This is a genomic window from Pseudoalteromonas sp. NH0006-26, assembly GCF_057552415.1.
In genome coordinates this window covers 396,311-410,139 of record NZ_BAAJMJ010000002.1, presented here as the reverse complement: position 1 = coordinate 410,139, position 13,829 = coordinate 396,311, and the positions used below count along the sequence as shown (strand labels likewise).

General features: G+C 41.0%; 11 protein-coding genes. 5 read left to right on the top strand and 6 right to left on the bottom strand.

Features of this window, described 5'->3' with window-relative positions; genetic code table 11:
* Positions 1-43: 43 nt before the first annotated feature.
* The 5 genes from rpoD to rsmD all read right to left on the bottom strand — a co-directional run bounded on the left by rpoD (position 44) and on the right by rsmD (position 5,629).
* Positions 44-1,888 (bottom strand): RNA polymerase sigma factor RpoD, encoded by a 1,845-nt coding sequence (gene rpoD / locus AC27JR_RS04565; protein ID WP_487172910.1) that lies wholly within the window; start codon positions 1,886-1,888, stop codon positions 44-46.
* Between the two features lie 390 nt (positions 1,889-2,278).
* Complete coding sequence (gene dnaG / locus AC27JR_RS04560) at positions 2,279-4,030, bottom strand: DNA primase (RefSeq protein WP_487172909.1); 1,752 nt, start codon at positions 4,028-4,030, stop codon at positions 2,279-2,281.
* A 166-nt stretch (positions 4,031-4,196) separates the two neighbouring features.
* A complete protein-coding gene (locus tag AC27JR_RS04555) occupies positions 4,197-4,643 on the bottom strand; it encodes a GatB/YqeY domain-containing protein (protein ID WP_008114877.1) in 447 nt (148 codons plus the stop codon).
* Between the two features lie 19 nt (positions 4,644-4,662).
* A complete protein-coding gene (gene rpsU, locus AC27JR_RS04550) occupies positions 4,663-4,878 on the bottom strand; it encodes a 30S ribosomal protein S21 (RefSeq protein WP_002957797.1) in 216 nt (71 codons plus the stop codon).
* Between the two features lie 145 nt (positions 4,879-5,023).
* Positions 5,024-5,629 carry a 16S rRNA (guanine(966)-N(2))-methyltransferase RsmD gene (gene rsmD / locus AC27JR_RS04545; protein WP_487172908.1) on the bottom strand — a complete coding sequence of 202 codons (606 nt, stop codon included), beginning with the start codon at positions 5,627-5,629 and terminating at the stop codon, positions 5,024-5,026.
* A 205-nt stretch (positions 5,630-5,834) separates the two neighbouring features.
* On the opposite strand from rsmD, the gene ftsY reads away from it, so the two are divergent.
* From ftsY to AC27JR_RS04520, 5 genes are all read left to right on the top strand, one after another.
* Positions 5,835-7,940: a signal recognition particle-docking protein FtsY gene (gene ftsY / locus AC27JR_RS04540; RefSeq protein WP_487172907.1), complete on the top strand. Its 2,106-nt coding sequence runs from the start codon at positions 5,835-5,837 to the stop codon at positions 7,938-7,940.
* Between the two features lie 93 nt (positions 7,941-8,033).
* Positions 8,034-8,711: a cell division ATP-binding protein FtsE gene (ftsE, locus tag AC27JR_RS04535; protein WP_076919382.1), complete on the top strand. Its 678-nt coding sequence runs from the start codon at positions 8,034-8,036 to the stop codon at positions 8,709-8,711.
* Positions 8,708-9,694 (top strand): permease-like cell division protein FtsX, encoded by a 987-nt coding sequence (gene ftsX / locus AC27JR_RS04530; protein WP_076919381.1) that lies wholly within the window; start codon positions 8,708-8,710, stop codon positions 9,692-9,694. Before ftsE ends, ftsX begins: the two co-directional genes overlap by 4 nt.
* Positions 9,695-9,933: 239 nt before the next feature.
* Entirely contained in the window at positions 9,934-10,797 is an 864-nt protein-coding gene (gene rpoH / locus AC27JR_RS04525) for an RNA polymerase sigma factor RpoH (protein ID WP_008114893.1), read from the top strand.
* A 337-nt stretch (positions 10,798-11,134) separates the two neighbouring features.
* Positions 11,135-13,006 carry a methyl-accepting chemotaxis protein gene (locus AC27JR_RS04520; RefSeq protein WP_487172906.1) on the top strand — a complete coding sequence of 624 codons (1,872 nt, stop codon included), beginning with the start codon at positions 11,135-11,137 and terminating at the stop codon, positions 13,004-13,006.
* 58 nt (positions 13,007-13,064) lie between these two features.
* Here AC27JR_RS04520 and AC27JR_RS04515 read toward each other — a convergent pair whose 3' ends face one another.
* A complete protein-coding gene (locus AC27JR_RS04515) occupies positions 13,065-13,817 on the bottom strand; it encodes a divergent polysaccharide deacetylase family protein (protein WP_041709615.1) in 753 nt (250 codons plus the stop codon).
* Between the last annotated feature and the right edge of the window lie 12 nt (positions 13,818-13,829).

Here is a 13,829-nt window from a genome sequence, read left to right as displayed (position 1 = left end):
CGCTACAGCGGCCTTTTAAGTTAACTCATAATGTAACGCTAGATTATTTAGCGTCTAAAAAGCTTTTCAGTAAATCAGAGCGAGAAGGGTGACGTAATTTACGCAGTGCCTTCGCTTCAATTTGACGAATACGCTCACGTGTTACGTCAAATTGTTTACCTACTTCTTCTAACGTGTGGTCGGTATTCATATCAATACCAAAACGCATACGTAATACTTTCGCTTCACGGGCTGTTAAGCCAGCGAGCACATCGTTAGTTGCGCCACGAAGAGACTCCATTGTTGCCGAATCGATAGGCGAATCAATAGTGGTATCTTCGATGAAGTCGCCTAAGTGCGAATCTTCATCATCACCAATTGGTGTTTCCATTGAAATTGGCTCTTTTGCAATCTTAAGTACCTTGCGGATTTTATCCTCAGGCATCATCATGCGTTCAGCTAATTCTTCTGGATTTGGCTCACGACCCATTTCTTGTAACATTTGACGTGAAATACGGTTCAATTTATTGATCGTTTCAATCATATGTACTGGAATACGGATCGTTCTTGCTTGGTCAGCAATAGAGCGCGTAATTGCTTGGCGGATCCACCACGTAGCATAAGTAGAGAACTTATAACCACGACGGTATTCAAACTTATCAACCGCTTTCATCAGACCAATGTTACCTTCTTGAATTAAATCCAAGAACTGTAAGCCACGGTTGGTGTATTTTTTAGCGATTGAAATAACAAGACGTAAGTTCGCTTCTACCATCTCTTTTTTAGCACGGCGCGCTTTCGCTTCACCAATACTCATGCGACGGTTTATATCTTTAATACGTTCAATGCTTAAGCCAGTGCTTTCTTCCATTGAAGAAAGTTTACTAATACAGCGAAGTATTTCCGGCTTCACTTCTTCAAGTTTAGCCGAATGCTTTTCGTTTGCTGCAATTTCAATATCAAGCCATGCTGTATCAGTTTCGTTGTTTGCAAAATGCTTAACAAATGTTTTCTTTGGAAGCTTTGAAACTTGTACTGCATGCTTCATGATAAGACGTTCTTGAACGCGAACTCGGTCCATCATTTCACGCATGTTATTAACCATGCGATCAAATTGTTTAGGCACAAGTTTGAAGGTTCTGAACAACTCACCAATTTCTAAAATAGCGGCTTGAGATTCTGGGTGAGAGCGACCTTTTTTATCGAATGTTTCACGTGCTTTAGTGTATAAATCACGTAAGTTTTCGAAATGGATGCGCGCTTCTTCAGGATCTGGCCCTGTATCTACTTCTTCTTCGTCTTCATCATCGCTGTCATCGTCATCATCGTCGCTGTCATCAAGCTGTTTTTCGCTTAATTCAGAACCAATGTTAGTGGCAGCAATCGGTGGTGCTTCGTCTGCATCAGGATCGAAAAAGCCAGAGATAATGTCACTAAGACGCATCTCTTCTGCTTCAAACTTATCCCACTGTTCAAGTAGGTAAGTGATCGCTTCTGGGTATTCAGCAACCGAAATTTGTACTTGGTTAATGCCTTCTTCAATACGTTTAGCGATAACGATTTCGCCTTCACGGGTAAGAAGCTCAACAGTACCCATTTCACGCATGTACATGCGAACAGGGTCAGTTGTACGGCCAATTTCTTTTTCTACAGTAGCAAGGGCTGCAGCGGCAGCTTCCGCTGCGTCTTCGTCTGTCGTGGTTTCTTGCATCATTAATTCATCAGCATCAGGCGCGTTTTCGCTAACCTTGATACCCATGTCATTAATCATGCTAATGATATCTTCTACTTGATCTGAGTCGATAATATCTTGTGGAAGGTGATCATTAACTTCTGCAAAAGTTAAGTAACCTTGCTCTTTACCTTTTTGAATCAGAAGTTTTAATTGTGACTGAGGAGTTGGATCCATAGAGATTGTTTCTTCCACTCTGATAAGTTGATACAACAGGCGCCATCATGGAGTTTGCTCAAAGGCTAACCAGAATAATGTGACGCAGTGAATAGCACAGTATAACAGCCTAAATCAAATCTGACTAGGGTCTGTTGGTCTTTCAGGATTAAAGTTTATTCAATCCAAGGGTGGTTTAATCGCGGCGTGAGGTTTGTAACCTAGTGGGCTAAGTAAAAACCGAGCAACAAAGAGTAAACCTCCTTTGGGTCGAACCCAAAGGGCAGCGCGTGTTTGGCATTTATGCTGCGTTATCGCCTATTTATGTGGAATAACCACACTACATAGGCTCTGCCTTGTCTAAATACCAAACACACTGCTGTAAACTTAACCTCGAAAGATAAACAGACCCTAACTGTTAGTCGTTTTTAACGCTGTCATTAGCAAATGACATTCTAGTCGTTCATCGCTATTTAAGCCCTGTGTCTTATCTTTTATTAATAGGGTCTCTAGTCGATAATTTAAACACTGATCTTCAATAAATTTAAAAGTATTTTGAAAAACAGTTTCTAAACGCTCTTCATTTATTTGATGTTGCCATGTCGCTAACTTAGTTAGTGGCTCATAGTCATCAGTATCTCTAAATGATTCGAGAATTTGTGCAGTGGTAATGCCATCTTTTTGTAATGCTTGATGTTGCAGGCGCAATAATAAGCCAATACCCGCTATATTCATTTGTGCTAAATCAGGCAAGTAGGGCACGCTTTTCGCCAAATTAGGATGCTGAATTAAAATACCTATCGCTTGGCGCATGGGGGTAATTTTAAATTTGCGTTCAATTGCTTGCTGTTGTTTTGGCGTTTTTAAGTGATTATTAAGTTGCTCACGGGTGCGACCAATTAATCGGCCTAACTGCTCTAGGATATTTTCTTGATAGAACTCACTTGGGATCTTTTCAATTAATGGCAATGCTGCACTAAGTAGCTTAGCTTTACCGGAATCAAGCGTTAAATCAATCTCTTTACTTAGTTTATTAAACAGCACTTTAGTGAAGTCATCGGCGTTTTCAAGGCGCTGCTCAAAAGCCTCTTTACCTTCTTGTTGTACAAGTGAATCAGGGTCTTCACCATCGGGTAAAAATACAAAATGCAGTGCTTTACCATCGTTTAAGTAAGGAAGTGCATTTTCCAGTGCACGCCACGCAGCATCTTTACCTGCACGGTCACCATCGTAGCAACAAATAACTTTGTCAGTGGTTCTAAATAAAGTGTGCATATGCTCGCTAGTTGTCGCTGTGCCAAGGGCTGCTACGGCATATTCAATACCTTGTTCTGCCAGCGCGACTACGTCCATGTAACCTTCTACAATCAGTACATGGTCAAGCTTTTTGTGCGCTTGTTTAGCTTCATAAAGCCCATAGAGTTCAAAGCCCTTATGAAATATGCGCGTCTCCGGAGAGTTTAAATATTTAGGCCCTTGATCCGCTTGCATTACTCGCCCACCAAAAGCAATAACGCGACCGCGTTTATCACGAATAGGGAACATTAAGCGATCACGGAAAAAGTCGAACTGTTTACCTGGGGTTTTCTCTGATGCGAGTTTTAGCTCAACTAATTGCTCTTTTTGTTCTTGGTTTCGCCCGAGTTGTTGGCAGAGGCCTTCCCACTCGCTGGGCGCATAACCCATCATAAACTTTTTTACTGTTGCGCCACTTAAGCCGCGACCTTTAACGTAATCGATTACCGCTTCAGAGTTACTGTGATGTTTTAGCTGATGCTGATAAAAGCGTGCTGCATGGAGCATTAAATCGTAGTCTGAACGTTTTTGTGCCGCTGTGCGCTCTGGTCCATTACTGCTTCCTTGCTCGCGAGGAACATCAAGGTTAAGTAAACTGGCTAGTTCTTCAATTGCATCAACAAACTCGAGTTTGTCATACTCCATAACAAAAGAAATAGCGTTGCCGTTAGCGCCACAGCCAAAGCAATGATAAAACTGTTTATCTTGCGATACGGTAAATGAAGGCGATTTTTCATTGTGAAAAGGACAGCAAGCTTGATAGTCTTTGCCCGCTTTTTTCAACCCTACCTTTGAGTCAATCAGGTCGACAATATCGGTTCGTGCCAATAAATCATCGATAAAGTTGCGTGGGATCTTTCCAGCCATTGTTTAAAGTACAGCCCTAAGATAAATAGAAAAGTGATGAAAACGAATTATTATACGCAAAGATTTGAACACAAATGCATAATTTTTTGAAGTACTAAATCTCTAAACGAAGAAACCGAGCTCAAGGCTCGGTTTACTTCAATCATACTTAATGTATGTGGGAGTATTAGGCAGTTAATCGTTGCTTAATTAAACCTGAGATTTTGCCCATATCGGCACGACCTTCGGCTTTGCTTTTGATTATACCCATTACTTTACCCATGTCTTGCATACCTGCTGCGTTAGTATCAGCAATAGCCGCGTCAATGAGAGCAATGATTTCTTCTTCACTCAGTTGTTGAGGTAAAAAAGCTTCAAGTGCTGTAATTTCATTGGCTTCAATTTCAGCTAAATCATCACGCCCAGCATCTTTGTACTGAGTGTAAGAGTCGCGACGTTGTTTAACAAGCTTCACTATAACGGAGGTAATACCTGCGTCGTCTAGTGTTATTTGCTCGTCAATTTCACGTTGCTTGATTGCAGCAAGTACCATACGAATAGGATTAAGACGTTGTTTGTCTTTGGCTCTCATCGCATCTTTTTGCGCATCTTTTAGCGTTATTAAAAGGCTCATTTATACAAGACCTAATATATTAGTATAATTTAACGCGACGAGCGTTATCACGAGAAAGTTTTTTCATGTGACGTTTTACAGCAGCTGCTTTTTTACGCTTACGCTCAGCTGTTGGTTTTTCATAGTGCTCGCGACGACGAACTTCTGAAAGGATACCTGCTTTTTCACATGAACGCTTGAAGCGACGAAGTGCTACGTCAAACGGTTCGTTCTCTCTTACTTTAATTACTGGCATTAAAAATTCACCTACCTAAATTATGAGCGTTGCTCAAGTTGATCAAACATTGATCAAGTGGTTCAAAAATGGTGCGGTATTGTAATCCGAAGCAACACCACATGTAAAGGATAATATTAACAGAAACCCGACCGCTAAAACAGTGTTAATTTATATGGCGTTGGTACAGCCTACAAAAAACTTGACCAGCTTTTTTCTCTTTTATTAACAGCCAGTTACTTGGTGCTTTAAACGAAGTTAACTCTGTTTCTACCTCAACGTATATCAGTGCGTCAGACTCGAGCCATTGATTATTTTCTAATAAATCACAGCATGATTGAGCCAAATTTTTACGAAATGGCGGGTCAATAAAAACTAAATTAAATGCCTCACTGGTGTTTTTACTCTCAAGAAAGGTCAAGGTATTAGTATTGAGTACCTGTGCATTTTGCGCATTTAGCGTGGCAATATTTTGCGTTAGCTGTTTTGCTGCTAACGGATCAAGCTCTAAAAATGTGGTGTTTTTAGCAAAGCGAGATAGCGCTTCGAACCCTAAACCTCCGGAACCGGCAAAGCAATCGAGAGTGCGCGCATCGCGGGTATCGTGCATTAACCAATTAAATACTGTTTCTTTTATTCTGTCGGTTGTAGGGCGCAAGCCTTGAACGTCTTTTACTGGCAGTTTTCGACCGCGAAATTGGCCGCTAATGATTCTAATAACGCCATCGACTGATTTATGGGTGGTGTTATTTGGTGTGATTTTTTTTCTCATTTAACTCACTAAAAATTGGTATCTATGATCTAGCTCAGATAATATTGCAATCATATCACGGCGTGTCATTTTTCAACTGCGCTAAAAGTGTTACTATTATGCACCCTCGAGGATAACGTGTTGCTAAAAAGCAATTATTTAGGCTTAAAAGCACGCTATCATTATCGTTAGTTTATCAGATTTTTATAAGTGGTTATTAGCAAGTATGGCAAAAAAAAGTAAATTCATGTCGTGGCTCGGTTTTGGCAAGTCAGATAAAAAACAAGCAGAAGCTGATAAACAACAAGCATTGGCAAACGAGCAGGCAGAAAAAGCCGAACAGGAGCGCTTAGCAGCAGAGAAAGCCGAGGCAGAGCGTTTGCAAGCTGAAGCTGAAGCCGAACGTTTAGAACAAGCCCGAATTGCAGCTGAACAAGCTGAAGCAGAACGTTTAGCGCAAGAGCAAGCTGAAAAAGCCGAACAACAAATAGCTGCCGAAAAAGCAGAGACAGAGCGTTTAGAGCAAGAAAAACAGGCGCAAGCACAACGCGCTGCGGCAGCAGAAAAACAAGCGATTGAACAAGCTAACGCTGAGCTATTGGCTAAACAACAGGCAGATGCCGAGCAGCAAAGACAAGAGCAAGCTCAACGTTTAGCAGAGCAAGAAGCGCAAATGTTGTTAGAGCAAGAGCGTATAGCAGCTGAAAAAGCAGAAGCTGAACGTTTAGAGCAAGAGACACAGGCGCAAGCACAACGCGCTGCGGCAGCAGAAAAACAAGCGATTGAACACGCTAACGCTGAGCTATTAGCTAAACAACAGGCGGATGCAGAGCAGCAAAGACAAGAGCAAGCTAAACGTTTAGCTGAACAAGAAGCGAAAATGTTGTTAGAGCAAGAACGTATCACGGCTGAACAAGCTGAGAATGAGCGTTTAGAGCAACAGCGCATTGCAGCAGAACAAGCTGAAAATGAACGTTTAGAGCAACAGCGTATTGCAGCAGAGCAAGCTGAAAATGAGCGTCTAGAACAACAGCGTATTGCAGCAGAGCAAGCTGAGAATGAGCGTTTAGAGCAACAGCGCATTGCAGCAGAGCAAGCTGAAAATGAACGTTTAGAGCAACAGCGTATTGCAGCAGAGCAAGCTGAAAATGAGCGCTTAGAACAACAGCGTATTGCAGCAGAGCAAGCTGAGAATGAGCGCTTAGAACAACAGCGTATTGCAGTAGAGCAAGCTGAGAATGAGCGTTTAGAGCAACAGCGTATTGCAGCAGAGCAAGCTGAAAATGAGCGTTTAGAGCAAGAGCGTATTGCAGCTGAAGAAGAGGCTGAGCGTCTAGAGCAACAGCGACTGACCGCAGAGCTTGCAGAGGAAGAAGCAAAGAAAGCGGAAAAACCTAAAAAAGAAGGCTTTTTCTCTCGTCTCAAAAAAGGCTTACTTAAAACTCGCGTTAATATTGGCTCTGGTTTTTCGTCAATTTTTAGCGGTAAAAAAATTGACGATGAGTTATTTGAAGAGCTAGAGACTCAGTTACTTACTGCTGATCTTGGGGTTGATACCACCATGAAGCTCATTGATAATTTAACTGATGCAGCCGATCGCAAGCAACTTAAAGATGGTGATGCGCTTTATGAGCTTATGAAACAAGAAATGGCAACTATGCTAAAAACAGCAGAGCAGCCTTTAGAAATACCAGCAGATAAAAAACCTTTTGTTATTTTAATGGTAGGGGTAAACGGCGTAGGTAAAACCACCACCATTGGTAAAATGGCCAAGCAATTCCAAAATCAAGGTAAGTCGGTCATGCTTGCTGCCGGTGATACTTTTAGAGCTGCAGCGGTAGAGCAGCTTCAAGTATGGGGTGAACGCAACAGCATTCCGGTAATAGCTCAACATACAGGTGCTGATAGTGCATCGGTAGTATTTGATGCTTTTCAAGCTGCAAAAGCACGTAATGTCGATGTGTTAATTGCTGATACAGCAGGGCGCTTGCAAAATAAAGATAACTTAATGCAAGAGCTTGAAAAAATAGCCCGTGTTATGAAAAAAGTAGACCCTGATGCACCGCATGAGGTGATGCTGACTATTGATGCTGGTACCGGCCAAAATGCAATTAGCCAAGTAAACTTATTTAATCAATGCGTAGGTTTAACGGGTATCACACTATCAAAACTCGATGGTACTGCTAAAGGCGGGGTTATTTTTGCCGTTGCCGATAAGTTTAATATTCCTATTCGTTACATTGGCGTAGGTGAAAGTATTGATGATTTACGTACCTTCAAGAGCGATGACTTTATTGACGCGCTATTTAGTCAAGATGAGGACGACGCTTAATTTACCAAAAGGGAGCCTGCTCCCTTTTTAATTGCGAGGAATACCATTTTATTTTTAAGCCTAAGGCTCACAATAAATTGGCAATAATAAAAAATGATAAATTTTCAGCAAGTAAGTAAAACCTATGCCGGTGGGCACCGCGCGCTTGAAAAAGTGAACTTTCATATAAAGCCTGGTGAATTGGCCTTTTTAACAGGCCACAGTGGTGCCGGTAAAAGTACACTGTTAAAGCTTATAAGCTTGATGGAACGCCCTTCTGCGGGCAATGTGTTTATCAATGGCGTGGATTTAAATAAATTAAATTCGCGTCAAATTCCTTATGCACGTCGTGATATTGGTATTATTTTTCAAAATCATCGGTTATTAGAGCGATATACGGTATTTGATAACGTTGCTTTGCCCTTAATTATTGAAGGGACTCACCACAAGCAGGTTGCCAAACGTGTACATGGCGCGCTCGATAAAGTGGGCTTGTTAGATAAAGTTCGCTGTCACCCCTCAACACTTTCTGGCGGTGAGCAACAACGAGTAGGGATTGCACGAGCCATCGTCAATTCTCCACCTATATTGCTTGCCGATGAACCTACCGGTAACTTAGACCCTGAATTATCAATGGAAATATTACGCCTGTTTGAAGACTTTAATAGACATGGCACCACGGTTTTAATTGCCACCCATGATTTAGGCTTGGTGTCGCGAATGAAGTACCGTAGCTTAACGCTTCATGATGGGCGCATGAGCCAAGATCCATTGGCTGAGGGGATATTATGAGTTTACTATTTAAAAGCCGTCAAAATAGTAATGATAAACAAAAAAAATCAGTATTCTCTGGTGGTTACTTTTTCATTATTAATATTTTTCGCCAAGGTGTGTACAGCCTAGGAGAAATGTGGCGCACGCCATTGGCTTCAATGATGACCATTGCAGTACTCGGTTTGAGTTTAACCTTGCCCGCTACACTATATTTAGTGGTTAAAAATGTGCAGCAAGTGAGTAGTGGTTTTGAGCAAGCCAGCGAAATATCCTTGTTTGTAAAAGAAAATATGAGCGAGCAAGAAACACAAACTTTAGTTAAACGTTTAGCGCTATATCCAGAAATACAAAGTGTGACTTTTATTTCTCGCACTGAGGCTTTGGATGAGTTCAAAGAAATGTCTGGGTTTGGTCAGGCTTTAGAATATTTAGATAGCAACCCATTACCGAATGTGGTTTTAGTTACACCAACACAGCGACATAGCCAACCTAATGCGGCTAAGCTATTGCTTAAAAAACTCGAAGCCGAGCGCGAAGTTGACTTTGGTAAGCTTGATATTGCTTGGCTTGAGCGCCTAAATGCATTACTAAGTTTGTTAAAAGAGAGTGTAATCACTATTGCGCTACTATTACTTACCTCAGTGACGCTTATTATAGGCAACACAATTCGTTTATCTATTATGGATAAAAAAGAAGAAATACAGGTAATGAAGCTAGTGGGGGCAACCAATACCTTTATACACGCTCCATTTTTATGGACCGGCATTTGGTATGGCGTGATTGGCGGATTGTTTGCTTTTATTTGCGTGGCATTAATGATGTGGTGGCTATCGGCTGCGGTAAGTAGTGTGGCAGGGGTATATCAAACTAGCTTTACATTAATAGGGCTTAGCCTTAATGAATTTGGCGCTTTGGTATTATTGGCCACTAGCTTGGGCTTTATTGGTTCTTATTTATCGGTTAACCGTTATATCTCAGAAATAGAACCCGATAAGATTTAGCGCCCACATAAACTTAAAACTGTCATGTTTTAAGTTTAAAATTATAAAAAAGCCAAAGTAAAAAGGTTAATCTTTGCTTTGGCTAAATCAATTCATAGGTTATTCAGTCGCCTAGCGTAGACTGGCTTAACACTAAAAAAACCACTTGATTTATGATTCAAAAAAGTTTTAAATTCAAGTTAGCACTCTTACTAAAAGAGTGCTAAGATGGTTTCAAATGTTTATCACCGAGGTGAAAAATGAGTAAAGATTTATACGCAATGGCACTTACAGTTGGGCAACAAAGCGCAAGTATGGATGGCTACCTTCAAGCTGTTAGTACTATTCCTATGCTTAAAGTTGAGCAAGAGCAGGAACTTGCAAAAAGACTTCAGGAAGAAGGCGATCTTAGTGCTGCAAAGCAACTCATTATGTCGCATTTGCGCTTTGTAGCGCACATAGCTAAAAGCTACTCGGGTTACGGGTTACCACAAGCTGATTTGATTCAAGAAGGTAACATCGGACTGATGAAAGCAGTAAAACGTTTTGACCCATCAGTGGGTGTACGTTTGGTTTCATTTGCGGTTCATTGGATCAAAGCTGAAATCCATGAATTTGTGCTTAAAAACTGGCGTATCGTTAAAGTAGCGACGACCAAAGCACAGCGTAAATTGTTTTTTAATTTACGTAAAAATAAAAAGCGTTTAGGTTGGTTTAACCAAGCTGAAGTGAGCACAGTAGCGAGTGAGCTAGGTGTGAGTGAAAAAGAAGTACGTGAAATGGAGTCGCGTATGAGCGGCCAAGACATGGGCTTTGATTTAACTGGCGACGATAATGATGACGCGCCAACTAGTACTTACTCACCGGTACAGTACTTAACCGATGGTTCTGCGGATTTAGCTGACGATATTGAACAGCAACAATGGCAAGAACAGTCACATACGCGTTTGTTTAGCGCCTTGAAAACTCTCGATGAGCGTTCTCAAGATATTGTTAGTGCTCGTTGGTTGTCAGACGATAAAGCTACACTGCAAGAGTTGGCTGAAAAATACAGCGTATCAGCAGAGCGTGTTCGCCAGCTGGAAAAAACAGCAATGAAAAAATTACAAAGCGCGATGAGTTAATCGCACTAAAAAATTGATAAAGCCCTGCATGAAAATGCGGGGCTTTTTTTTAACTAAAAAAGCTAACTAAAAAGGTTAATAGAAAGTATCGTTTTTCTTGTTCCGCTTACCTCTAGTCACATCTATGTATCTTTTAATTAAATATACGCTATTTAAAATTAATGAATAAGTTTGGTTTTAATTTAAATACATGATTTTAGTTTGTTTTTAATTTGGGTATATGAAAATATTCGCGCACTTGAGCGACTTGTCACTCAAACCGTAGCCTAAATTAAGTCATTTAATTGCTGTGCTTATTGCCTTTCAATTTCATTTAACGCGAGTATTTACACTCAATATGAACTCATATTCACTAAAGAAAAAAATCTTACTATCGGTGGTTCTTGCCCTAGCTGTTATTATTGTATTGCTGTCGTGGAATAGCTACACCTCTCAAAAAACGTTATTGTTAAAAAGCAGTATTGATAACGTAAGCCAATCTGGTAAGCAACAGGCTGCGAGTATTGAAGATTGGCTAGCTAGTCGTCAGCAGATAATTAAATCGGTTGCGAGTAAGGTTGAGGGCAGTACGCTCAGCGCACTTCAGCAGGCAGCATTTTCAGGTGGCTTTCAGTTAACATACTTTGGAAGTAACAGCGGAAAAATGACTGACTCTGATCCCAGTATTGATCGCACCGGTTACGACCCGCGCACTCGTCCATGGTATAAACAAGCACAACTCAAAAGTGATACCGTAATTACCAAACCTTATTTAGATACCGCCTATAATCTGTTGGTTGTTTCTATTGCTAAAACCACACGAAGCGGTGTGGTTGCGGGGGATTTGTCGATTGAGACCTTGGTCGATAGCGTCAATACAATGTCTTTACCTGCAGATGGATACGCCATTATGATGCATAAAGATGGCACTGTGATTGCCTATAAAGACGCTAGAAAAGTAATGGCAAATATTACTCAGGTTGATTCTAAAATTAATAACCAAGTAATTTTATCTAATAGTCAAAATAATGAATTTACGCCTGTTTACTTTGAGGGTGAAGGCCGAGAGAAGCTAGTTTGGGGTGAAAACATTAACAATACAGATTGGCAGTTGTTGTTTGTATTGGATAAACAAACTTTAGAGGCTCCGCTTATTAGTTTATTGCTGACCCAATTAGTGCTGGTTGCAGTAGCACTTTTACTGAGTGTGTTGGCTATTTCATGGTTATTGGGTGTATTGCTCGCCCCTTTGAGCCGAGTGTCGCAAGCTTTATCAACAATTGCAGATGGTAACGGTGATTTAACCCAGCGTATAACTGTTGATACGCAAGATGAAGTTGGGGTTCTGGCTGATAGTTTTAATCGTTTTGTTAGCAGCCAACATGAACTGATCAGTCATATTCGTCAATTAGCTACTGACTTAGACTTTGATGCAGAGAAAAGCTTGATCACCAACCAAAGCAGTGTCAGTGAGTTGCAGCGTCAGCAACAAGAAGTGGCTATGGTTGCTACCGCGGTCACAGAAATGGCGAGTGCAACCCATGAAATTGCCGCTAATGCAGAAAACACTGCAACCGCATCGCAACAATCGGCACAAAGTAGCCGTGAAGGTAAGCTGTTAGTTGATAAAACCAGAAACACGATTAATTCACTCGCGGGCGAAATAGACCAAACTACCACAGTTATTGGTGAATTAAGTTTGCATGCTCAGGCTATATCGAGCATTTTAACTACCATTCAAGAAATTGCTGAGCAAACAAATCTCTTAGCGCTTAATGCTGCAATAGAGGCCGCCCGTGCGGGAGAGCAGGGGCGTGGTTTTGCTGTGGTTGCAGATGAGGTACGCGTATTATCAAGAAGAACACAAAACTCTACAGCCGAAATTTATACCACTATAGAAACCTTACAAAACACCACTAAAAAAGCAGTGAGCTTGATGGACAGCAGTAAGGGCTATGCCAACAATAGTGTTGATGATGTTAATGCTGCAGCGCAAGCATTAGAAGAAATAACTCTGGCGGTAAATGAAATTTCTGATATGGCGGGTCAAATAGCGGTTGCAGCAGAAGAGCAAACGCAAGTGACCAATGAAATTACTAGAAATACGGTTGCTATTAAAGATGTAACCGATGAAATAACTACCTCAGCTACCGCGCATTTAAGCCAAGCCGAAGTATTAAAAGACAGAGCTACAGATCTAAATGCCAAGGTAGCGACATTTGTTTTATAAATACCATACTTATAATTGAGTTAAGTTAACTGTTGGAGTAAGGCGTTCGCTTACTCCATCAGTTTAATGAAATGGCTTGTTGTTGGGCTATTTGTACATACTTACGTTCTACCAGCTGTGATACTGGTACCAGTTCAAATCCTTGCTCGATTAATTGCGGCAAAGCTTGGCGTAAAAAATCGATAGTTTCGGGGTAGGGGTGTGCTATTGCAATGGCAAACTGATATTTAGTTGCTTTTGACTTTAGCTCTTCTAGCCTAAATTGTAGCTGCTCAGGGGTAGTTATATTATCTAAAAATACATGCCGACCAATATTTTCTACCCCCAAAAAGTTAGCTGCATTTTGCGCCTGGCTTAATTCGGTTGTTCGGCTATCGAGAAAATACAACTGACGCTTTTTAAGTACTTCCATGGTCCACTTCATTGCTTGGCTTTGTTGAGTTAGCGCTGAGCCCATATGATTATTAACCCCTTTAACTTGTGGCAAACTCGCCAGTGCATTACCGAGTGTTTGTTGAAGTTGTGCTTTATCCATATTTAAAGTAAGCGCCCCAGGGCCTAGCTTTTTACCATTTAAAGCTTGCATAGGCACATGCAACAGGAGCTCTTTATTTGACTGACTAGCAAGGGTTGCAAATATTTGAGAATAGGGGGTATGAGGCAAAATTGAATAAGACAATTGCCCAGGTAAACTTAGGAATTCTAGGTCACGTTGATGATAACCTATGTCATCGATCACTATGGCTATTTGTTTGGCTTTAACACCATAGGGTGTAGCAAATAGGATTAAAAAAAGCCCAGCTAACACCATTAAATTTATAAT